We start from the raw sequence: 22,299 nt of genomic DNA, 5'->3' as shown, positions 1-22,299 counted from the left end.
AAAAAGGCCTCAAAAAGTTGAGGCCCTAATATTGAGAATTTTAATTGTATTAATCCTTTATAAACTTAGTTTTGATAGAAGTCCCTTGCTGATCTATATTGATAAAGTAAACACCTTTTACCAACCTGCGAACAGCCGCTTTGCCATCGGACAAATTGCCCTTTGTCACCACCTGTCCTGCAACATTAAGGATCTCATAAGAAGCATTGGTAGGGACATTAGATATATTAAGCACATCTTTTACAGGGTTGGGATAAACCTTAACAGATTTTGAAGAGACATCAGAAACAGACAAATCTGTTTTGGTAATTGTAAAATTAACATCTGACACATCAAAAAAGATGTTCCCGTTAGCCTTTACCATAATCCTTGCTGTTGTAGTATCAACATTTGGAAGGCTTACCACCTCCGAACCATCATTAGGAACAGAAGTAGCCAATGCAGACCAAGTAGTACCACCGTCAGTTGAGATCAATATATCCACATTAGCACAATTAACCGGCGAAGAAGTGGTAGAAGCTACATTCCACGTTACGCTCTGAGAACTTTTCCCTGCATAGTTAATAGCTGTATTTGGGCTGGTCACTTTAAATGGCCCAGATTCGGCAGCTACAATCACCCTCATGTCATCAGTACTATTGGCTCCACCGCCAGTTTTATTATCCCTGATAGTTAACCTAAAATTAAGAATTCTTGCCACACTTGGTAAATATTCTACATTGATAGGTATAGGTGTTTTATTTGTTTTAGCTCCCAAAGTATACAATTGTCCATTTAATACACTTTCCATACTTGGAAAATAACGTATTGGATTAACCGTTGGAGTGTAAGATCTAAAATTTACACCCGATTTTTTGTTGTCATTTGGAGCTACAGAGTTGCTTTGATCATCAATTTGTTCCCAAGCATATGTAATATCACCTAAATCATTATCTGGACCGGAACCGGTCAACATAAACGGAGTACTATAGGGAATTGTGTAATCAGGTCCTGCATCTGCCGTCGGTGCGACATTATTGTTATTTGTGTTTACTGAACAGCCTCCAGAACTACTCTTTATATAATTGGTAATCTGTTGAATACTTAGTGTATGAAAATAAGGATCTGAATGCTGCTGGACATCCATAGTCGTAATACCAGCATAACCCATAATTGTAGATCCCGAACCTGGCTCTATTTGCACACCTGTACCTTCATTACTACTTCCGGAAGTCGCAGAGTTTTTTGTAAATGTATGATTGGCACCGAATTGGTGGCCCATCTCATGCGCTACATAATCGATATCGAAGTTGTCACCTGAAGGCAAACCAGAACCCGGAGATGTAAATCCTTGCCCTTTATGTTCATACCATTGATAAGTACTATTGTAAGTATTGGTGCTATTGCAAACACACCCAACACACCCTGCTGAACCTCCACCACCTGACCTTCCAAACAAATGGCCAATATCATATTTGCTATCTCCTATACCATAAGTTGTTCCCATAAGTACACCCTTTAATTCATCATTCCAAGCACCGCTTGCTCCAGTACTTGCTGAAGAATATGGATCAGTATTTGCATTAGTAAAAATGATATTTTCTTCTTCCGGTATAAGATTCATATGAATAGAAAATTCATTTTCAAATATACCGTTGACGCGAGTCATTGTAGCATTCATTCTTGCCAACGCATTGGGTACAGATCCCGCCCAAGCACCATACTCTCCGGTACACGACAAGGCAAGCCTATAAGTTCTAAGTGTTGCATCATCAGCACCTTTACCGTATGAGATGGAGGATTTACTTCTTGTTATATTAGGAACTTTACATTCAAATTCTTTGACAATACCATCATTATCAGTTCTTTTGAAAACAGCATAAGAAGATAAATCGGTAGCATAAGGTTCTATAATATCTACCGTTTTATCAGTCCTTAACTCCATTGTTGATAGCCCCAAAGATGAAACGCTAAAGTAAATTTTAGAGTTACCAAAGACACTCTCTCCTACATAAGATCTAATGTCTGGATATTTTTCCTGTAAAACTGGATCAAAATTAGATTTTTCATAAACTCTGAAATCCTCAAAACCTCCTTCTGAATTAGGAAAACTTAAAATAATTTTAGATTTTGTTTTGTTTGAAGTATTTGATGCACCTTGGATAATTCTATTAAGAACTGCGTGATCTAGCGCATACAACAAAGGGTTCTTTATAGATCTATTGCCTTGTGCGATAGCTGATCTAGATGCTAAATTAACTTTTGTCCACAATTTATCGCTCTGCGCTCTCCCAGCAATAGAAATTAATATAACTATAATTGATAAACCTTTTCTCATATCATTAAAATTAACATTGCAAATATATAACTTAAGTATAAGCTTTCCCCATCAAGTAATTATTTAAAGATTTAAAAAATAATATCAATATTTTTTACTGACAAATTATTTATAAAACTACTTCCTACTACCCCAAGAATATATAGATACATGTGCAACAAATATAATTTTAGAATAAAATTAATCTCTTTTATCAATCCAAAAAAGACACCAGAAGATTTCTTCCGATGTCTTTACTAAACTTAAAATTTGAATTGATATGAAAATATGATGTTTTGTATCAGTCTTTTGATTCAGGTTGCAAACTATTTATAGTTACAACCACAATTTCACATGATACATGTCTTCCATTTAGTTAATATTAAAATTTATAATTGATTTGTGCCGAGAAATTCCTTGGCTGTATCTGATCAATATAACCACCACGGAAATAAGAACTATACCCAACTGAATCAAATATATTATTGAAGAATACTCGTAAGCCAAGACCATTTTTGAATTGATAACCCACCTGTGCATCTACTGTTGTATATTCTGGCATATCAAATGGTTTTAAACCCGGAGCTACACTATTGATATGGCCTGCAGTAAATGTTTTTTGAGTCCATTCATCAACAGGACGTTTTCCTACATAGTAGATACCGGCTCCTACATCAAGACCATTTAAAACACCTTGGTTAAACCTGTAGTTTAGCCATCCGTTTGCCGTATGCTTAGGTGTGTTCATAGGTGCTGAACCATTTACATAAGAAGGGCTGTTTCTGTATTGTGCATCTACGTATGCCCAACCTGCCATAATCTGTAAATTACTTAAGATCCGCCCAATAGCTTCGACTTCCATTCCTCGTCTTTTTAAGTTACCAGCAATACCATAAAGTATATTCTTATTAGCATCTTGAACAGGGTTATAATTAGAATCTAAAATCTGGAAGGATAGATTATCGGTGTTGATATCGAATAAGGTAACATTGAATCTCAGCTTTTCATTAAACCAGTCAGACTTGATCCCCGCTTCCCACTGCTTAGTATGCGATGCGCCAACGTTACCGCCAGCCTGCAGAATCTGATTGACAGAACGTAGAGAAGTTGTGGTAGTATAAGAACCAAAAACATTGATGTTCTCAATTGGGGAAACTATCAATCCAAATTGTGGATTCCAAGTATCTACAATTCTGCTAGAGGAACCACTTAACCTGCTATATCTTAATCCCAAATGAGCTTTCAAATATTTACCAAAAGACATAACATTCTGAGCCAATGCTCCAATACTTGGAGTTAAAACAGGATTGGAACGCCCAAGACTTTTATACACCACATTTACAGGCAATACATTAGATATAGAGCCATTTACAACATCAAATGTATCCAGCGGGTTGGGATTATAAGTTGTACTACCAATCTTTGTGCTACGTGCTGTGATAAGATTTTGCGGAGCGATAGAATTTTTATAGGCTTCGTAAGTTACAGAGGAGGTTTCTGTTTCTCTCCAATCAAATCCGACCTGGAATGTATGGTTGATAAAACCTGTTTTTACATCCTGCCCAATCAAGTCTAACTGCAAAACTCTATTGATATCTTCTCCCTGAGATTTACCAATAATCCGCTGTCTGATATTATAATCGGTTCCGCCTTGTGGTAAAGATACAGAAGAACTCTCCGAATCCTTTTCACTGTTAGATGTAATAAAAGCAACACGGGCTCTCAATTTATCAGATAATTGCCTTGTGGCTGTTGTTGCAAAGTTGAAAGTTTCTGTTTTTGAAAAGTCAGAAGTGTAACCCAAGAATTTCCCTTTTGGCATATGGTACAAAGCTTCAACATCTCCGGGTGCTGTATTGATTGTCCCTCTGTCCGGTGTTCTATTATCATGTAGATAATCCATTTCCACATTAATTTCCGTCTTAGCATCCAGACGGTAAGTTACTGATGGATTTACATAAATCCTCTCTGCACTTACATGACTTCTGAAAGAATTGTTATTTTGGTAAGCCGCATTTAAGCGTACTGCAACTTTACCCTGAGAGTCCAAAACCCTCTGAAAGTCTAAAGTAGGCCTGTAAAAATCCCAGCTCCCATACCTGAAGCCCACATTGGTCTGGTTGATAAATTGAGGTCGTTTGGTCACAACATTTATAACGCCCCCTGCAGAACCCAAACCATTACCAATACCTTGACTAACTGCAGCAGAACCTTTAATCACCTGAATACTTTCTACACCCTGCATATCGGTAATCATACCAGCCGTACGGAAATCAGAATCCATCTGAACACCGTTTTTGAGAACAGGCACACCTCTGTATCCACGGATAGACATACTTTCACTTCCACCTCCGTAACTTGAAAATAATGTAACACCAGGTACATTCTTGGCAACATCTGTCACAGTAAGTCCTCCAAGCTCCTCGATTACTTTGTGGGAAACGATAGAAATAGATTGTATTTGATCTCTAGGCTTAAGAGGTAATCTCGTAATAGCTTCTAGACCTTGCGGTTGTTTCTTCTTCTCACCAAAAAGTTCTACTTCATCTATCCCGGTCTCTTTTTTAATAGAGTCTTTCACCTGCTGTGCCTGAGATAGGCATGCACCAAGCACCAACAGTGATATTGCTACAGTTTTTTTCATAACTTTTATTTGCTGCAAAAATATTATTTTTATTAATTCTAAATAAATAACAATTAATGATAAATCTCATTTTTAAACACAAAAAAATCCCTTTTCTTTCGAAAAGGGATCTATTATCATAGCAAAGTGCTAATTATCACACTTTAATTTCTACGTCAACACCTGAAGGTAGTTCTAATTTCATTAGAGCATCGACAGTTTTAGAAGAAGAAGAGTATATATCCATCAATCTCTTATGAGCTGATAATTGGAACTGCTCTCTTGCTTTTTTGTTTACGTGTGGAGATCTCAACACTGTGAAGATTCTCTTGTTTGTTGGCAATGGAATCGGTCCGTTTACAACAGCGCCGGTAGCCTTTACCGTTTTTACGATTTTCTCTGCAGATTTATCTACCAAGTTGTAATCGTAAGATTTAAGTTTTATTCTGATTCTTTGTGACATTTTAATCTAATTTAATATTAACCTTTAGCCTTAGCGATTACGTCTTCTGCAACGTTGTTAGGAGCTGCTTCGTATTTCTCGAACTCCATAGATGATGTTGCTCTACCAGAAGATAATGTTCTAAGAGAAGTTACATAACCAAACATTTCAGATAGTGGAACGAAAGCTTTGATCACTTTAGCGTTGTTTCTGTCATCCATACCGTTTACAGTTCCTCTTCTTCTGTTAAGGTCACCTACGATATCACCCATATATTCTTCTGGAGTTACAACTTCCAGTTTCATAATTGGTTCCATGATCACCGCTTTAGCAGCTCTACCAGATTCTTTGAAACCTAGTTTTGCAGCCAACTCAAAAGATAACTGATCCGAGTCAACCGCATGGAAAGATCCATCCTTCAATGTTACTTTCATAGCTTCTACTTCGAACCCAGCCAATGGACCGTTTTTCATAGCTTCTCTGAATCCTTTCTCAACAGACGGTACAAATTCTTTTGGAATGTTACCACCTTTGATCTCGTTTACGAATTCAAGACCTACTTTACCTTCTTCTGCAGGACCAATGGTGAAGACGATATCCGCAAATTTACCACGACCACCGGATTGTTTTTTGTAAACTTCTCTGTGGTTAGCTGTAGCAGTTAATGCTTCTTTGTATTCTACCTGTGGCTGCCCTTGGTTAACTTCTACCTTGAACTCTCTTCTCATACGGTCTACGATGATATCCAAGTGGAGCTCACCCATACCAGAGATGATAGTTTGTCCAGAAGCCTCGTCAGTTTTAACCTGGAAAGTTGGATCCTCTTCAGCTAGCTTAGCCAAAGCGTTACCCATTTTATCCTGGTCAGCTTTAGTTTTAGGCTCAACCGCGATACCAATTACCGGATCTGGGAAGATCATAGATTCTAGAACGATTGGGTTCTTTTCATCAGATAAAGTATCACCAGTTTTAATATCCTTAAATCCTACAGCTGCACCAATATCCCCTGCCTCGATGTACTCAACTGGGTTTTGTTTGTTAGCGTGCATCTGATAGATCCTTGAGATTCTTTCTTTGTTACCAGATCTTGTGTTAAGAACATAAGAACCAGCATCCAAACGACCTGAATAAGCTCTAAAGAATGCCAAACGACCTACGAATGGGTCAGTAGCAATTTTGAAAGCTAATGCAGAGAAAGGCTCAGAAACAGATGGTTTTCTTTCGATTTCAGCATCAGTTCTTGGGTCTGTACCTGTAATGTTATCCTTATCCATTGGAGAAGGAAGGTATTTACAAACAGCATCCAACATAAACTGTACACCTTTGTTCTTGAAAGAAGAACCACAAGTCATTGGGATAATAGAAAGGTCAATCGTTGCTTTTCTAAGGGCTTCGTTGATTTCTTCTTCAGAAATTGAATCCGGATCTTCGAAGAATTTCTCCATCAAAGTCTCATCATAGTCAGCAACAGCTTCTACTAATTTCTCTCTATATTCTAGAACTTCATCCTTCATATCGTCCGGAATTGGAACTACCTCATAAGTAGCACCTTGTCCAGCCTCATCCCAGATGATAGCTCTGTTTTTAATTAAGTCTACAACCCCTTTGAAATCTTCTTCAGCACCAATTGGCAAAACGATTGGAACGGCGTTGGATCCTAACATTTCTTTTACTTGTTTTACAACGTTCAAGAAGTCAGCACCTTGTCTGTCCATTTTGTTTACGAATCCCATTCTCGCTACTTTGTAGTTGTCAGCCAGTCTCCAGTTGGTTTCAGACTGAGGCTCTACACCGTCTACGGCAGAGAAAAGGAATACCAATCCATCCAATACTCTCAAAGATCTGTTAACTTCTACTGTGAAGTCAACGTGTCCCGGTGTATCGATGATGTTGAAGTGGTAAGGTTGTGTTTCAGGCAATTTCTTACCTTGATCTGTTGGGAAATTCCAGTTACAAGTTGTTGCAGCAGAAGTAATGGTAATACCTCTTTCTGCTTCTTGCTCCATCCAGTCCATTGTAGAAGCACCATCGTGAACCTCTCCAATTTTGTGGTTAACACCTGTATAGAATAAAATCCTTTCTGTAGTGGTTGTTTTACCGGCATCAATGTGCGCAGCAATACCAATATTTCTTGTAAATTTAAGATCTCTACCCATTTCAGATTAGAATTTGAAGTGTGAGAAAGCCTTGTTAGCTTCCGCCATTTTGTGAGTATCAGATTTCTTTTTGTAAGCAGCACCTTCTTCTCTGGAAGCAGCTACAACTTCGTTAGCCAATTTCAAAGCCATAGACTTATCGTTTCTAGCTTTAGAATATTTGATTAACCATTTCATAGCCATAGAAATTTTTCTATCCGCTCTGATTGGCATTGGGATCTGGAAGTTAGCTCCACCTACTCTTCTAGAACGTACTTCTACGTGAGGCATAACGTTTGTTAATGCATCTTTCCAGATTTCTAGTGAAGTTTTTTCAGTTTCTCCTTTTTTAGTTTCTACGATATCCAATGCATCATAGAAAATCTTGAATGCGATTGACTTCTTACCATCAAGCATCAAGTTGTTTACGAATCTAGTTACCAATTGATCATTAAATTTTGGATCTGGTAACAACGGTCTTTTTTTCGCTTTTGTCTTTCTCATTGTTTTGTACCTTATTTAATGATTATTTTTTCTTTCCTTTAGCTGGTGCAGCAGCTGCCTGACCTGGTTTAGGTCTCTTAGCTCCATACTTGGATCTTCTTTGAGTTCTTCCATTTACACCTGCAGTGTCCAATGCACCTCTTACGATGTGGTAACGTACTCCCGGTAGGTCTTTCACCCTTCCGCCTCTTACCAATACTATCGAGTGCTCTTGAAGATTATGTCCTTCGCCCGGGATGTAGGCGTTAACTTCTTTACCGTTAGAAAGTCTTACCCTTGCAACTTTTCTAAGCGCAGAGTTAGGTTTCTTCGGTGTAGTGGTATATACTCTCGTACATACACCACGTCTTTGTGGACAAGAATCAAGGGCAGCCGATTTGCTCTTCTTGGCAAGCGTGGCTCTTCCTTTTCTTACTAATTGTTGAATAGTAGGCATTTAATTGCTTTTTATTTTAGGGTGCAAAAATATAAATAATTTTTTAATCTACAATACTTTACCTATAAATATTTAGTTTCCAGAAAGATCTGGGAATTAATACAAATACTTATCTAGAATTAATGTAAATGAATATAAGTAATAATACCTACGACTGCAGAGGTAGATTTAAATAAAATAAAACTTTTATGATCATAAATAAAACTTATAAAGGCTGATGATTTGACATTGGAAATAATGCAAATATTAACTTCAAAAAACTACAACAATTTAATTTACTACTATATTTGCGTCTTATTTAACACCAATTTGAAAAAAGCTTTATTCTTTATCCTCATTTCTAACCTTTTATTTTCCCAGTGGAGCATTCCTAATGCAGAGCGGGATGCACTCCTATATATATATAATACAACAGGCGGCGAAAATTGGAATAGAACTTGGGACACTACCTCAGATCCCAAAAACTGGTTTGGAGTTTCTGTGAAAAACAACAGCGTTACAGAACTAAACCTCTCTGGCAATGCGCTGAAAGGCACTTTCCCTTCCACAATATCGTCTCTTACAAAACTGACGAAGCTGGATCTTAGCAATAATCAACTTTCTGGGGAAACGACGACTGGGATCTCTTCATTAAGCCTGCTAAAGAGGCTAGACATCAGCAACAACAGATTAACGGGCGATCCAACGATGGCGCTTTCCGGGCTTTATAACCTAGAGGATCTTGGCATCGGTGGTAATTCTTACATTATCACCGACATAAACGGATTACTCCAAAGCTTTAATAATATCAAAAACCTTAACATTGCCGATCTTGGTCTTAGCAATGTCCCTTCAAAAATCAGCACCTTCTCTAATCTTGAAAACTTGATATTGGACAATAATCCCATTCTGGTAAACAATTTTGGCAACCTTTCGGGATTATCTAAGCTTCAGTTTTTATCTTTATCCGGGATGGCACTGAACCAAATACCAACACCTGTACAGCAACTTACAGGTCTTAAAAACTTAGATCTCAGTCATAATAATCTGTCATCTGAAAGCTTAGGCCCTCTTTCTAATTTTACAAGCCTGCAATGGCTATCGCTGGAAGACAATCAATTAGTAACCGTTCCTTCACAAATCTCTCAGTTAAAAAACCTTCAGACACTCAACCTTGGCCGGAATAGCATCTCCGGGAATTTGACCGCGTTAACAGGTTTACCAAAGTTGCAACAGCTCTTTCTTAATAACAACAAATTGTCGGGGAGTTTTCCTCAGGAACTATCTGGCATGTCGCAACTTTTAATGCTTAATCTAAATAGCAATCAACTGTCCGGTGAGTTGCCTGGCAAACTGCCAAGCATCCTTCTTATCAGCAACAACAGATTTAGCAAAGATCAATTAATCAACAGGCTTGGCTACTATCCCGAGCAGACCGAGCTTAGCTACTCGCCACAACGTTATGATGAAGACAAACAGGTTGTCGGAATTATTGGGCAGCAGGCCAAGTTGGATCAGTCCCTATCGGGAGACCAATACACATTTACATGGTTCAAAAATTTGGATGCTAACACAGGAAACACAGGAGAAAGCCTCAACTTCAACAGTGTGCAACAGTCAGACTACGCCACTTACACCGTGGAAGCCTATACCGCTAGGAAACTTGACAATAATATCAATTTTGATTTATCACAATTCCGCGAGCCCATCAGGCTTGTAGACCAACTGGCCACTGCCGAAGCCGCAAAATATTTTAACATCTACCCCAACCCAGCCGTGGATTACCTCTACATCGTTAGTTCAAAATACAACATCGAGAAGGTGTACATCTACGACCTGAGCGGTAAACAGATCAGTACTAAATCTGGGTCAAAAATACCTGTTGCCGGATTACCAAGCGGCGTTTACATGCTACATATTAAAACAAAAGAAGGGATTATCAATTTTAAATTTATTAAGCAGTAATATCATCAAAAGAATTAATGCATAACCTGATATTGATTATGAATAAACACTAAATCCAAAAAGATGTTCAGTTTTTTACGTCCGCAATAAAATAAAACCTTAATTTTTGTAGTTTTGAAGACTAAAGATAAATAATGAAGATTAAATTACTTCTTGGTGTGGCATTTTGGGCCATATTACTTTTGGCCGGCTGCAACCGCGATGATATTTCGTTTGAAAGCCCCAGCCAACTGCTGAGATTCTCTACAGATACTGTTTTTTGTGACACGGTTTACAGCCAAATGCGTTCTGAAACCTATGCTGTAAAGGTTTATAATAAAGAAGATAAAGATGTTCTAATTCCCAAAATCGCTTTACAAGGCGGCAATTCTTCTCTTTACAGAATCAATGTGGATGGAAAAGTTGGGACGAGTTTTGAAAACGTAGCTCTAAGAAGAAAAGATAGTCTCTATGTTTTTGTAGAAATTGCGCCTGTTGCCAATGCACCAGAAGCAATTGCTGAAGACAAAGTGGTTTTCAATACGCCAGCCGGCGAACAAAAAGTCACGCTGTTCTCTGTTGTTCAGGATGCAGAATATTTTATCCAAACCGGGAAAGATCCCGTAACCATAAACACCAACACAACCTGGACCAAAGATAAAGTGAAGGTCATTTTTGGAAACCTGAATGTGGCTGAAGGCAAAACCCTAACCATGGAACAAGGCACCAAAGTCTATTTCCGAAAAAACAGCGGAATGAACTTTGAGAAAAATTCTGGATTGATTGTGAACGGTACTTTGGGCGCCGAAGTTATTTTTCGGGGCGATAGAAGTGACACCAAATATGACACGCTTCCTGCAAACTGGAACGGAATCAAAATGGCGGAAAACACACAACTAAAAATGAATTACGCTAAGCTTTTTGGAGGAAATGTAGGTCTTCAGTTAAAACAAAATACTGCAGAAATTAACAATTCTATTTTTCACACCTTCCAAAATGCAGGAATCTACGCCATCCAATCAAAACAGTTCACCGCCAATAATGTGGTGATGAATAATTGCGGAGAAGCTGACCTGGCGGTTGCTGGTGGCGGGACTTATAATCTGAATTACTGCACAATCGCAAATTATTGGAATCTGAACCCTTCATTATCTGCACTCGGTATTTTTGCGACCAATGTTTACCAAAACAATGATGAAAAAATTACGGGCAACCCTATCATTAATGCTAATAATTCGATTATTTACGGAAATATTCCTGACATGGTGGTTTTCAAAAAAATCGATCAGGGGAGTTTTACGATGAACATCAATAATTCATTCCTTAAAATAAGTGACAAAGCAACCTTTGTTCCTATAGGTCAAAATATCATCCGAAATGAAGACCCCGAATTTCAGAATTATTTTACTCAAAAAATGAACTTAAGAGTTAAAGCCAACTCAAAAGCAAAAGCAAAAGGGACTAATCTGAACACGATTGTTACAGCAACTGACATAGTTGGAAATAACAGAACCTATCCTGCAACTTTAGGCGCTTATCAATAATGGAAATCACAACACTTCAAAATCAAGTTGATGAATGGATCAAAACCATTGGTGTCCGTTATTTCAACGAGTTGACCAATATGGCGATGCTCACCGAAGAGGTGGGCGAAGTGGCACGGATTATCGCCAGAAGATACGGCGAACAGTCCGAAAAAGAATCCGACAAATCCAAAGATCTGGGCGAAGAATTGGCTGATGTACTGTTTGTGACGCTTTGCTTAGCCAACCAAACCGGAACAGATTTGCAGGCCGCTTTTGATAAAAAAATGAAGGTTAAAACCGAGCGTGACAAAGACCGTCACGCCAATAATGAAAAATTAAAATAAGTATTGATGATTATAAAAAAGTCTCAACTTAAAGACGGAAAAAACATCCAAATCACCGGTTCGAAAAGCATTTCGAACCGTCTTTTGATTCTGGGAAAATTGTTTGGCAATATCGACATTCAGAACCTTTCCAATTCCCAGGATACAACTTTGCTAAAAAAAGCACTGGACTCCAATGACGACATTATCGACATTCATCACGCCGGGACAGCAATGCGCTTTCTGACATCCTATTATTCTATTATGGATGAAAAAAAAACCATCCTTACAGGTTCTGACCGGATGAAAAACCGCCCTATCAAACCTCTGGTAGATGCGTTGAGATCTTTGGGAGCAGACATCACCTATCTGGAAAAAGAGGGATTTCCGCCATTGCAGATCATCGGAAAAAAGATTGAAAAAGATGCCGTTAAAATTTCGGCCAATGTGTCCAGCCAGTTTTTGACTTCATTGATTTTGATTGGAGGCAAGCTGGAAAACGGATTAACATTAGACCTAGTAGGCGAAATCACTTCCCGCCCTTACCTGGAAATGACTTTGAAAATCCTTAATGAACTTGGAATCAAATCCCATTTTGCCGAGAATAAAATAGAAATCCTGCCTCACCCTGAAAATACCCGGATCGAGCATTATGAAGTGGAAAGCGACTGGTCTTCGGCATCCTACTTCTACTCTCTCGCTGCAATTGGAAGGAAAAGCATTAACCTAAAAAGTTACCAGGCAATCTCGTTACAGGGCGACAGTGTGATTAAGGAAATTTATTGGAAATACTTCGGAATCAATACGGTTTCTGACTATGCCGAAAACTCTATTTCCTTATTACCGGAACCTTCCTTCGAATATCCCGAATTGATTTCTTTGGATATGAATGACTGCCCGGACATTGCACAAACCCTTTGTGTAACAGCCACAGCACTTAAAATCCCGTTCATCATCACCGGGCTCCATACTTTGAAAGTGAAAGAGACCGACCGATTGGTGGCGCTCCAAAACGAGTTGTTAAAATTAGGCGTAAGGACCTACATCACCACCGAAAAAATAGAATCATCAGAATTTATTGAGCCCGAAGACCATATCAGTATCGCAACATATAACGACCACCGTATGGCGATGGCTTTTGCACCGTTTGCTTTGGTTAAGGAATTAAATATCGAAAATGAAGATGTAGTAGAAAAATCATACCCTGAATTTTGGGAGGATTTCCGAACCGTAACGCAAGAAACAGAGTAATTATGTCGAAAACGATCATCATCACAGGCGCATCATCCGGAATTGGATTGGCCTTGGCAGAATATTTTGGAAAAAAAGGAAACAAAGTTTACGGATTGAGCAGAAAACCTGTAACTTCAGATTATTTTGTTTCGATCCTTACAGACATTACTGAAAAAGAACAAATTGATAGTGCCATTGCTGAAATCCTGAAATCGGAAACCAGAATTGATGTTCTGATTAACAATGCAGGAATGGGAATGGTTGGCTCAGTAGAAGATTCTACAAAAGAAGATATTACCAGACTTTTTAATCTTAATGTGATTGGTTCTGTCCAGATGATCACGGCAGTACTCCCCAAGATGCGGGAGCAAAAATTAGGGAAAATCATCAACATTTCCAGCATAGGTTCAGAGATGGGATTACCGTTCCGCGGATTTTATTCGGCATCCAAATCGGCGTTGGATAAAGTTACCGAAGCCATCCGATATGAGGTTTACCCTTGGAACATTGATGTTTGCTCGCTCCATCTGGGCGACATCAAAACCAATATTGCAGAAAACCGGGTGAAAACAAAAGTTTCCGAAGCTTACCAATCGGTTTTCGATAAAGTTTATGCTCTGATGAATGCCCACGTTGGCGATGGAACAGAACCGTTGGAGGTTGCCGCTTACATCGACCAGCTTTTAGCGAAATCAAAATGGAAAGCGCATTATTATTTCGGGAAATTCGGACAAAAAATTGGTGTTCCTCTCAAGTGGATTTTGCCTCAAAACACCTACGAAAACCTGATGAAGAAATATAATAAAATGGACTCATGAAAAAATTGTTAATTGCTTTTAGCCTCGTTTTAGCAAACCTTGTTTTTGCTCAAACATCCAATGCAGCACTCAACCGGGATTTGAATGCGATGAAAAAAGCCTTTCTGCAAAAAGATTTTGAAACTTTTGCCAATTACATCTACCCAAAATCCTTTGAACTTACGGGAGGCAAAGCGAATACTGTTGCGATGATGAAAATGATGTATGCCAAAATGGGAAAAGACCTAAGCATACAAAGCCTGAATTATAAAAACCCGGGGAAACCGATTACCCAAAACAACGAAATCCAGCTGACACTGGATGAAGACAGCCAAATGAAAACGCCTAAAGGTGTTGTGACCAACAAAAGTATTTTGATTGCCATCAGCAGTAACAAAGGGAAAAACTGGACTTTTATCAATACGATGAATCAGCCCAAAGAGAACCTCTTAAAAATGTTTCCTAACCTGAGCAACAACCTTGACATCAAATCTGCAAAAGCTAAATAAACAATAAAACAGACTGGTTTCTGTTTCTAATGGTAATAACATAAGGTCTTCTACTTCGCTCAGCCTGATAATTCAATCAAAAAGACATTAATCCACATTGACCCGTGTTTTATACATACTTGCTTTTTTCATCTTTGTTTTTTCTACAGCACAGAAAAAAGAATATTGGCTTATCGACAAAGAAACAAACGTTAAAAAAATTGTTTCTGATTCCGCCAAAGCAGTTAAATTTCTGGATTCTCTGGCAGAGAATTCTTATTTTTTCACAGAGCTGAAGGACGTCAAACAAACCGAAAACCATACTGAAATCTACTATGACAAAGGCCCCAATTTTAACCAGGCCAATGTCAATTTTTCCGACTCTTTAGTTAATGATTTAAAGTTTCAGAAGAATGAGATCTTCACCAAAAATTTAGACTCGCTTAAGAAAAACATCAACCAAAAGTACCGGGACAAAGGATTTGCCTTCAACCGGGTGAAAACCAAATTCCAGAAAATGGAAAATGGGATTCCTTCTGTAAAAATTTCGGTAGTTCCAGCCTCTCAAAGAAAAATAGATGGTATTGTTTTCAAAGGTTATACGCGTTTACCGAAACAATTCGTTAAAAACCTCAACAAACAATATCTAGGCAAAAACTATGATGACAAGTCGCTGGTTGCGATGAATCAATCCTTGCAGAATCATCAGTTTGTAGCATTGGAAAAACCGCCTCAGACATTATTTACAAAAGATTCTACCCAGGTTTTTCTTTTCACGCAAAAAAGGAAAACCAACACTTTTGACGGAATGATTGGTTTCGGAAATGATAAAACCGAAAAATTTACCGTCAACGGGACGTTGAATGTCCAGATGAAAAACATGTTCAACAGCTTCGAAAGTATTGGTATCTATTGGCAACGCAACCCGGACAAAGGCCAGACTTTTGACCTACAGACCGACATCCCTTACACATTTGGGAGCAATGTGGGGTTGAATGTGAATGTCAATATTTTTCGCCAGGATTCCACTTTTGCGAATGTCAAATTTTTGCCCGCAATCTATTACCACCTTTCGCCCAAGCAGCGGCTTGGTATCAAAGGCACATTCGAGACTTCTGCCATTCTGGATTCGCTTTACACTGGTGGCCGCGATTACAGCAAAAAAGGCGTTGGCCTGTATTACCAGTTTCAGGAAACGAGCGACATTCCGTTGTTTATCAATAGAAGCAACATTCGTGTAGAAGCAGATTTCCTGAAAACCACTTATGATAAAACCCAAGAAAAATATAATCAACTTCGGTATTTTCTTTCTGCAGAACACAATTTCAATCTGTCGGGCAACCATTTCCTCAACATCAAGGGAGAATCCGCCTTGCTGAGTGCCAAAAACGAATTATCCACCAACGAACTCTTTCGGTTTGGCGGCTGGAACTCCATGCGCGGCTTTAATGAGCAGAGCCTTATCAGTGATTTTTACGCATTTGCCGGCGCCGAATACCGCTATCTTGTAAACGATTCCGCATTTTTCGACCTCTTTGCGCAATATGGTCAAATGTCCAACAAAGCACTGGGAATAACGCCTAAACTTTACAGCCTTGGCTTTGGGTTCAACTTTTTTCTGCCTATTGGGCTTATGAGTTTTCAGATTTCCAACGGCAATCAGTTTGGCAACCCTTTCAAATTCAACGAAATAAAAATCCATTGGGGAATCCTCAGCCGCTTTTGATTAATTGTAAGTGATAAGAACTTCATTATTTTGAAGCCATTTCCTGCTGTCCGCTGTATCTTTTGCAAAACCATCGCTCTCCCATCGCCATATTGCAAAAGGATGCCGCTTCCATCAGGGCTAGGGGCCTTTGTCATCCATTCAACTTTTCCCCCGAATATTAAATTATCATCAATTAAAAATCAGATATTTTCCTGTTTGATAAAAATAATCTAATTTTGCAAAGAAAGTAAAGATGTCTATTCATAACAAAATTATAGAGACAGCCATCACTTTCGATGACGTTCTTCTAGTCCCTTCTTATTCAGAAGTTTTACCGAATCAGGTTTCCCTTAAATCAAGACTTACAGACAAAATTTCACTTAATGTTCCGATTGTTTCCGCCGCCATGGATACTGTAACGGAAGCTGAGCTGGCCATTGCTTTGGCAAGGGTTGGCGGACTGGGATTTATCCATAAAAACATGCCTATCGCAGAGCAAGCCGCTCAGGTAAACCGCGTAAAACGTTCCGAAAACGGAATGATTGCAGATCCTGTAACATTGTCCAAAGACCACACGCTGGCTCAGGCCAAGGAGCTAATGTCCAAATATAAGATTTCAGGACTGCCTGTTGTGGATCAGGACAACACATTGATTGGCATTATAACCAACCGCGATGTAAAATATCAGGAAAATCTGGACATCAAAGTAGAGGAAATCATGACAAAAGAGAACCTCATTACTTCTGACAAAAACACCAATCTAGAAAAAGCCAAAGAAATCCTTCTTAAAAACCGGGTAGAAAAACTACCCATCGTTGACAAAAACAACAAGCTGGTTGGCTTAATTACTATCAAGGACATCGATAACCAATTGGAATATCCCAACGCCAATAAAGACCAAAACGGACGCCTGATTGTAGGTGCGGGCGTAGGCGTGGGTGAAGATACTATTGAACGTATTACTGCATTGGTAAAAGCTGGTGTAGACATCGTCGCGATTGATTCGGCGCATGGTCACTCCAAAGGTGTTCTGGATAAAATTGCCGAAATACGCAAAACATTCCCTGATCTTGATATAGTTGGTGGTAACATTGTAACCGCCGATGCCGCGAAGGACCTGATAAAAGCTGGTGCCAACGTTTTAAAAGTAGGTGTAGGACCAGGATCTATCTGTACAACCAGAGTTGTTGCTGGTGTTGGAGTACCCCAGTTGTCTGCCATCTACAACGTTTACGAATTTGCAAAAAAGAAAAATGTAGCTGTCATAGCAGATGGTGGAATTAAACTTTCCGGTGACATTGTAAAAGCTATAGCCAGTGGTGCCGGCGCCGTGATGCTTGGTTCACTCCTTGCAGGAACGGATGAAGCACCGGGAGAAGAAATTATTTTCCAAGGTAGGAAATTCAAATCCTATCAGGGAATGGGCTCCCTTTCTGCGATGAAACGCGGTGGCAAGGAACGTTATTTCCAAAGTGAAGCCAAAAAATTTGTTCCCGAAGGTATCGAAGGGCGGGTTCCTCACAAAGGTAAGCTAGAAGATGTTATTTTCCAGTTAACCGGAGGATTGCGTGCGGGAATGGGCTATTGCGGAGCAAAAGATATAGAAACCCTTCAAAAAGATGGTAAGATGGTGATGATTACAGGAAGTGGATTGAAAGAATCCCATCCTCACGATGTGATTATTACACAGGAAGCTCCCAATTACTCTTTGTAATAGCTACAAAATAAACAATAATTAAATATCAACTGCTCCCATTGACTCAATAGGAGCAGTTTTTTTAAAAATAAGTCTTATTAATTCATAACTGGCATGGTTATCGAATCATTAATAACATTACTGATAATGAGTTAAAAAAATAAAATTTTGGAATCTCTGTTAGTAAAACATTTTATAAATTTGCACATCTGATAAAGACCATGAAGAAGACCACACTTTTCCCACTGCTATTTTTAACCGTTTTTGTCTTTGGAATGCTCTCATTCACATCTAACAAGAAGGTGATTGCAGTTGTTTTTAACAAAGAAATGACAAAAAAAGATCTAGTCAGTTTACAAAAAAACTTAAAAGATAAAAATATCATTCTCGTTTTTAATAAAATGAAATTTGTCAAAAACAAACTCTCTTATATCGATTTCAGTATCGATTTTGGGGATGGATTCTCTGGTACTACCAAGTCAGAAATTACAAAAAATAAAGAAATTGGCTTCCTGAGAGATTATAGTGACAACGCAGATCAGCCATTTTTAATTGGTAACCTGAAATAGTTCCTTAGAATTAATACTCCATTTTTCGCAATTTCTTAGAACTTGCTCCAATAAACAAAGCTGTCAAAACGGTCATCGTTCCACCAAAAACGACGGATCTTACCACACCCATCAGTTTGGCTGTCAATCCGCTCTCAAACTGCCCCAACTCATTGCTGGACATCACAAAAATTGAATTGACACTCAGTACCCTGCCGCGGATATGCTCAGGTGTTTTAAGCTGAACGATAGTTCCCCGGATCACAACACTGATTCCATCAAGCATTCCGCTTAAAACAAGAAACCCAAAGGACAGCCAGTACATTGTGGAGAGTCCAAAACCGATGATGCACAACCCAAATCCGGCTGCTACAAAAAGTAATATTTTCCCTTGATTTTTTCTCAAAGGAACCAGCGACAGCGTGATAATAATCAACATCGATCCTATATCAGAAGCTGCATTCAGGAGTCCAAAACCTTCGGATCCTACTTTCAGAATATCACTTGCAAAAACCGGGATCATAGCCACCGCCCCACCAAACAGCACGGCAAACATATCCAACATCTGAGCACCCAAAATCTCTTTGGTCTTGTAAATATATGCCAAACCTTCCTTCATACTTTCGAAGACATTAACATCCAGTTTTTTATTCTCAGAATGTTGTTTTTGTAATGTCCAGAAAAATAGAGATGCAACCGTCATACTCCCAACAATCACAACTAAAGTCCATTTAATACTGATCAATGCAATTAAAAAACCTCCCAAAGCATGCCCAGAAACCGAAGCCGTTAAAAATGTCGCCTGGTTAAGCGTTACGGCATAGGGCAGATTTTCTTGCCTCACAATTCTTGGTATCATGGACGGAACAAGGGGCCCAAGGAAAGAGCGGCAAATCCCCGTAAAGAAAATAACAGCATAAATAAAATAGGTAATTTGATGCCCGCTAAAATGCATCCGGTGTCCCAAAAATGCAGGGATTAACAGGAGACTGATCAAAACTACATAAGCATAATTACAGAAAAGAAGCAATTGTTTTTTTTCCTTCATATCAATAATATGACCCGCATAAAGCGCACAGGAAACTGCGGGAATCACTTCCGAGAGACCAATCAAACCAATGGAAAAAGGATCTTTCGTCAATTGGTAAACCCACCACCCCAGCAATGTTGCCAGCATGCGGAAGGCGATAATCAGGAAAAAACGACCAGTTAAAAGGTGCCGAAACTCTATATTGCTTAAAACTTTGAGCGGTGTAAAAGAAATCATAAGACAAAAGTAGTCGATCGTTAATTAATCTGATGTTAATTTTCAAAATTTTATCTTCGCAGCATGAATTGGCTTATACTCATTATCGCAGGACTTTTCGAAACCGGCTTTGCAACCTGCCTTGGAAAAGCGCAGGAGACTTCTGGCAAAGAAAGCATCTACTGGTGGATTGGCTTTGCCATCTGCATTGTTGCCAGCATGCTGCTAATGTTCAAGGCTATTTCCGGCGAAAATGGCTTACCTATTGGCTCTGCTTATGCTGTATGGACGGGCATTGGTGCCGTAGGTGGCGTAATGGTAGGCATCTTGATTTTCAAAGAACCAGCCACTTTTTGGCGGTTATTCTTCGTTTTCACATTAATTGCCTCCATTGTAGGACTAAAAGCCGTCAGTCACTAATTATTTAAGGAGCCGGGAACCTGCTGTCCACTATATCTTTTGCAAAACCAAAGCTTTTCACCGCCAATTTGCAAAAGGATGCCGTTCCCATTAGGGCTATGGGATTGCTCTTCTTATCAAAGCTTTCGGCATCATGACAACTTAAATTCAGACAAAAAATCTCCGATCTTACGGTCATTTGCCAGACGTGGGATTTTATTTTGCCCACCCAATTTCCCCTGAGATTTGGCATAATCCTGAAAGGCATTTTTCTTAAGCTTAGTAATAACCAAATGTTGCAGAATATTACCGGAAATCAAATCATCATAATAAGTATTTCGTTTTCTGAGTTGCAGATCCAGTTCAGATCTAAAAGCCTTAAAATCCATTGGTTCTTTTTCAAACTCGATAAACCACTCATGATAAGGCAAGCCTTCCGCTGGATTAACTTCTGGTGCGAGATGGAATTCGGTAATCTGCGCAGGATATTTTTTGACAGTCGCTTTCAGAGCTTCTTCCACCTCAAAGGCAATGACGTGTTCGCCAAACGCCGACGTAAAATGTTTCGTTCTCCCGCTTACCAAAATACGGTAAGGATTTTTATCAATAAATCTGACAACATCTCCAATCGAATAAGCCCAAAGCCCGGAATTAGTTGTCAGAATCAAAGCGTAATCTTTATTCAATTCCACATCTTTTAGCGTCAATCGTTCAGCATTTGGTTTCCCGTATTGTTCGAGTGGAATAAACTCGTAGAAAATCCCGTGGTTGGTCAAAAGCAACAATCCTTCTTTTTGATAATCATCCTGAAACGCAAAAAAACCTTCCGAAGCCGGGAAAGTCTGCACAATGTCAACAGGTTTGCCCAGCAATTCGTTCATCTTCTCCCGGTAAGGTTCGTAGTTAACACCACCAGTAATAATCAACTGGAGATTAGGAAAAATCTGAGTGATTTTCTTACCGTGTCTGTCAATCAGTTTTTCAAAATACATAATCAACCAAGGTGGAATCCCAGAAATCAAAGTCATATTTTCTTTCTCGGTTTCTTCTACAATTTTATCCACTTTGGTTTCCCAATCTTCGATACAATTGGTTTCCCAACTTGGCAACCTGTTTTTTTGAAGATAATTCGGGATGTGATGGGCAACAATCCCAGACAACCTACCAGTTTTTACGCCATTGACTTCTTCCAACTCGGGAGAACCTTGCAGGAAAATCATTTTCCCATTCACAAAGTCCGCATTATCCTTTTGAGCGATGTAATGGAAAATGGCGCTTTGTGCGGCCGCAACCTGAAAAGGCATACCTTCTTTGGAAATGGGAATATATTTGGAGCCGGACGTTGTTCCAGACGTTTTCGCAAAATATTCCGGCAAGCCTGGCCAGAGGATTTTGGATTGTCCTTTTTTGATTTTTTCGATGTATGGTTTCAGGTCTTCATAATCCGCAATGGGAACATTTTTTTGAAAATCTTCAATTGATGTTATGGACTCAAATTGATGTTCTCTGCCAAATAATGTTTTCTCTGCTGTTTTTACCAAATCTAAAAGCAATTCTTGCTGATTCTGGATGGCATTAGCTTTGAAACTTTTGGATTTTTCGATATGTTTTTTGGCCCAGATGAGCGCAATATTTCTCTTGATAAAGTTGAGCATTGATAAAATTTTCAATTGTCAAATTTAAAAGTAATCTTTTAGATTTAATAGAAGTTAGAGGTTAGATTTTAGATATTAGAGCATAAATTGCAGTAATAGTTATCATGCAACGTAGAATTGCACGCAGTCTCACTTACCTAGATTTTTTTAATATTTCAGTTGTAATCGATGAATCCCATCCCTCAATTTGAGCGGAAATCCTTTTTTTTGCATACCTTAAAATTTTATTTAATCTAAAATCGTTTGCAAAAAAGATTGACTGCATCGAACATTCTATGTTATATTCCAAAATTTTTAGGTTCATTTTTTTAATTATTTTGC

Annotated in this window: 19 protein-coding genes; 10 read left to right on the top strand and 9 right to left on the bottom strand. The window is 38.8% G+C overall.

Translation table 11 applies throughout. The annotated features are described in order from the left end of the window. Nucleotides 1-49 precede the first annotated feature (49 nt). From AC00Y6_RS12890 to rpsL, 6 genes are all read right to left on the bottom strand, one after another. Nucleotides 50-2,317, bottom strand: coding sequence for a zinc-dependent metalloprotease (locus AC00Y6_RS12890; RefSeq protein ID WP_474491025.1), 2,268 nt, complete (start codon nt 2,315-2,317; stop codon nt 50-52). Between the two features lie 361 nt (nt 2,318-2,678). Further along, nucleotides 2,679-4,940 carry a TonB-dependent siderophore receptor gene (locus tag AC00Y6_RS12885; RefSeq protein WP_474491024.1) on the bottom strand — a complete coding sequence of 754 codons (2,262 nt, stop codon included), beginning with the start codon at nt 4,938-4,940 and terminating at the stop codon, nt 2,679-2,681. Between the two features lie 136 nt (nt 4,941-5,076). Then, nucleotides 5,077-5,382 carry a 30S ribosomal protein S10 gene (gene rpsJ, locus AC00Y6_RS12880; protein ID WP_002661363.1) on the bottom strand — a complete coding sequence of 102 codons (306 nt, stop codon included), beginning with the start codon at nt 5,380-5,382 and terminating at the stop codon, nt 5,077-5,079. A gap of 17 nt (nt 5,383-5,399) precedes the next feature. After that, nucleotides 5,400-7,517: an elongation factor G gene (gene fusA, locus AC00Y6_RS12875; RefSeq protein WP_474491023.1), complete on the bottom strand. Its 2,118-nt coding sequence runs from the start codon at nt 7,515-7,517 to the stop codon at nt 5,400-5,402. 6 nt (nt 7,518-7,523) lie between these two features. Further along, a complete protein-coding gene (rpsG, locus tag AC00Y6_RS12870; protein ID WP_312767065.1) occupies nt 7,524-8,000 on the bottom strand; it encodes a 30S ribosomal protein S7 in 477 nt (158 codons plus the stop codon). Between the two features lie 22 nt (nt 8,001-8,022). Continuing rightward, nucleotides 8,023-8,436, bottom strand: a complete 414-nt coding sequence (gene rpsL / locus AC00Y6_RS12865; RefSeq protein ID WP_002983146.1) for a 30S ribosomal protein S12 — start codon at nt 8,434-8,436, stop codon at nt 8,023-8,025. 309 nt (nt 8,437-8,745) lie between these two features. Here rpsL and AC00Y6_RS12860 point away from each other — a divergent pair, with 309 nt between their 5' ends. From AC00Y6_RS12860 to AC00Y6_RS12820, 9 genes are all read left to right on the top strand, one after another. Further along, entirely contained in the window at nt 8,746-10,380 is a 1,635-nt protein-coding gene (locus tag AC00Y6_RS12860; protein WP_474491022.1) for a T9SS type A sorting domain-containing protein, read from the top strand. Nucleotides 10,381-10,514: 134 nt separating this feature from the next. After that, nucleotides 10,515-11,903: a hypothetical protein gene (locus AC00Y6_RS12855; RefSeq protein ID WP_474491021.1), complete on the top strand. Its 1,389-nt coding sequence runs from the start codon at nt 10,515-10,517 to the stop codon at nt 11,901-11,903. Beyond that, entirely contained in the window at nt 11,903-12,229 is a 327-nt protein-coding gene (locus AC00Y6_RS12850; protein WP_474491020.1) for a nucleotide pyrophosphohydrolase, read from the top strand. The genes AC00Y6_RS12855 and AC00Y6_RS12850 overlap by 1 nt, the downstream gene beginning before the upstream one ends. Nucleotides 12,230-12,235: 6 nt before the next feature. Continuing rightward, nucleotides 12,236-13,459 carry a 3-phosphoshikimate 1-carboxyvinyltransferase gene (locus tag AC00Y6_RS12845; RefSeq protein WP_474491019.1) on the top strand — a complete coding sequence of 408 codons (1,224 nt, stop codon included), beginning with the start codon at nt 12,236-12,238 and terminating at the stop codon, nt 13,457-13,459. Between the two features lie 2 nt (nt 13,460-13,461). Continuing rightward, entirely contained in the window at nt 13,462-14,259 is a 798-nt protein-coding gene (locus AC00Y6_RS12840) for an SDR family oxidoreductase (RefSeq protein ID WP_474491018.1), read from the top strand. Next, nucleotides 14,256-14,747: a hypothetical protein gene (locus AC00Y6_RS12835; protein ID WP_474491017.1), complete on the top strand. Its 492-nt coding sequence runs from the start codon at nt 14,256-14,258 to the stop codon at nt 14,745-14,747. The genes AC00Y6_RS12840 and AC00Y6_RS12835 overlap by 4 nt, the downstream gene beginning before the upstream one ends. Before the next feature lie 97 nt (nt 14,748-14,844). Continuing rightward, nucleotides 14,845-16,452 carry a BamA/TamA family outer membrane protein gene (locus AC00Y6_RS12830; protein ID WP_474491016.1) on the top strand — a complete coding sequence of 536 codons (1,608 nt, stop codon included), beginning with the start codon at nt 14,845-14,847 and terminating at the stop codon, nt 16,450-16,452. A gap of 235 nt (nt 16,453-16,687) precedes the next feature. Beyond that, nucleotides 16,688-18,148 carry an IMP dehydrogenase gene (gene guaB / locus AC00Y6_RS12825; protein WP_474491015.1) on the top strand — a complete coding sequence of 487 codons (1,461 nt, stop codon included), beginning with the start codon at nt 16,688-16,690 and terminating at the stop codon, nt 18,146-18,148. A 203-nt stretch (nt 18,149-18,351) separates the two neighbouring features. Continuing rightward, nucleotides 18,352-18,699, top strand: coding sequence for a hypothetical protein (locus AC00Y6_RS12820; protein WP_474491014.1), 348 nt, complete (start codon nt 18,352-18,354; stop codon nt 18,697-18,699). 10 nt (nt 18,700-18,709) lie between these two features. Here the strand turns inward: AC00Y6_RS12820 and AC00Y6_RS12815 are convergent, their stop codons facing one another. Beyond that, nucleotides 18,710-19,945, bottom strand: a complete 1,236-nt coding sequence (locus AC00Y6_RS12815; protein ID WP_474491013.1) for an MFS transporter — start codon at nt 19,943-19,945, stop codon at nt 18,710-18,712. A 63-nt stretch (nt 19,946-20,008) separates the two neighbouring features. Here AC00Y6_RS12815 and AC00Y6_RS12810 point away from each other — a divergent pair, with 63 nt between their 5' ends. Then, nucleotides 20,009-20,344 carry a DMT family transporter gene (locus AC00Y6_RS12810; RefSeq protein ID WP_474491012.1) on the top strand — a complete coding sequence of 112 codons (336 nt, stop codon included), beginning with the start codon at nt 20,009-20,011 and terminating at the stop codon, nt 20,342-20,344. A 131-nt stretch (nt 20,345-20,475) separates the two neighbouring features. Here AC00Y6_RS12810 and AC00Y6_RS12805 read toward each other — a convergent pair whose 3' ends face one another. Next, the gene (locus AC00Y6_RS12805; protein ID WP_474491011.1) at nt 20,476-21,978 is read right to left on the bottom strand and encodes a GH3 auxin-responsive promoter family protein; all 1,503 of its coding nucleotides are present in this window, start codon (nt 21,976-21,978) and stop codon (nt 20,476-20,478) included. 133 nt (nt 21,979-22,111) lie between these two features. Continuing rightward, nucleotides 22,112-22,299, bottom strand: a 188-nt coding sequence (locus AC00Y6_RS12800; RefSeq protein WP_474491010.1) for a hypothetical protein, incomplete at its 5' end; no start/stop codon positions are given.

The organism is Epilithonimonas sp. (assembly GCF_056329745.1).
Note: the sequence above shows the minus strand (reverse complement) of the source record. Positions and strands in the feature narration are given on the sequence as shown.

Excerpts from the sequence above, each read along its gene's own strand:
- guaB (WP_474491015.1), top strand. The coding sequence starts at position 16,688 with ATGTCTATTCATAACAAAATTATAGAGACAGCCATCACTTTCGATGAC.
- AC00Y6_RS12805 (WP_474491011.1), bottom strand. The coding sequence starts at position 21,978 with ATGCTCAACTTTATCAAGAGAAATATTGCGCTCATCTGGGCCAAAAAA.
- AC00Y6_RS12850 (WP_474491020.1), top strand. The coding sequence starts at position 11,903 with ATGGAAATCACAACACTTCAAAATCAAGTTGATGAATGGATCAAAACC.
- rpsL (WP_002983146.1), bottom strand. The coding sequence starts at position 8,436 with ATGCCTACTATTCAACAATTAGTAAGAAAAGGAAGAGCCACGCTTGCC.
- AC00Y6_RS12820 (WP_474491014.1), top strand. The coding sequence starts at position 18,352 with ATGAAGAAGACCACACTTTTCCCACTGCTATTTTTAACCGTTTTTGTC.
- AC00Y6_RS12810 (WP_474491012.1), top strand. The coding sequence starts at position 20,009 with ATGAATTGGCTTATACTCATTATCGCAGGACTTTTCGAAACCGGCTTT.
- fusA (WP_474491023.1), bottom strand. The coding sequence starts at position 7,517 with ATGGGTAGAGATCTTAAATTTACAAGAAATATTGGTATTGCTGCGCAC.
- AC00Y6_RS12845 (WP_474491019.1), top strand. The coding sequence starts at position 12,236 with ATGATTATAAAAAAGTCTCAACTTAAAGACGGAAAAAACATCCAAATC.
- AC00Y6_RS12840 (WP_474491018.1), top strand. The coding sequence starts at position 13,462 with ATGTCGAAAACGATCATCATCACAGGCGCATCATCCGGAATTGGATTG.
- AC00Y6_RS12815 (WP_474491013.1), bottom strand. The coding sequence starts at position 19,945 with ATGATTTCTTTTACACCGCTCAAAGTTTTAAGCAATATAGAGTTTCGG.
- rpsJ (WP_002661363.1), bottom strand. The coding sequence starts at position 5,382 with ATGTCACAAAGAATCAGAATAAAACTTAAATCTTACGATTACAACTTG.
- rpsG (WP_312767065.1), bottom strand. The coding sequence starts at position 8,000 with ATGAGAAAGACAAAAGCGAAAAAAAGACCGTTGTTACCAGATCCAAAA.
- AC00Y6_RS12890 (WP_474491025.1), bottom strand. The coding sequence starts at position 2,317 with ATGAGAAAAGGTTTATCAATTATAGTTATATTAATTTCTATTGCTGGG.
- AC00Y6_RS12855 (WP_474491021.1), top strand. The coding sequence starts at position 10,515 with ATGAAGATTAAATTACTTCTTGGTGTGGCATTTTGGGCCATATTACTT.
- AC00Y6_RS12835 (WP_474491017.1), top strand. The coding sequence starts at position 14,256 with ATGAAAAAATTGTTAATTGCTTTTAGCCTCGTTTTAGCAAACCTTGTT.
- AC00Y6_RS12885 (WP_474491024.1), bottom strand. The coding sequence starts at position 4,940 with ATGAAAAAAACTGTAGCAATATCACTGTTGGTGCTTGGTGCATGCCTA.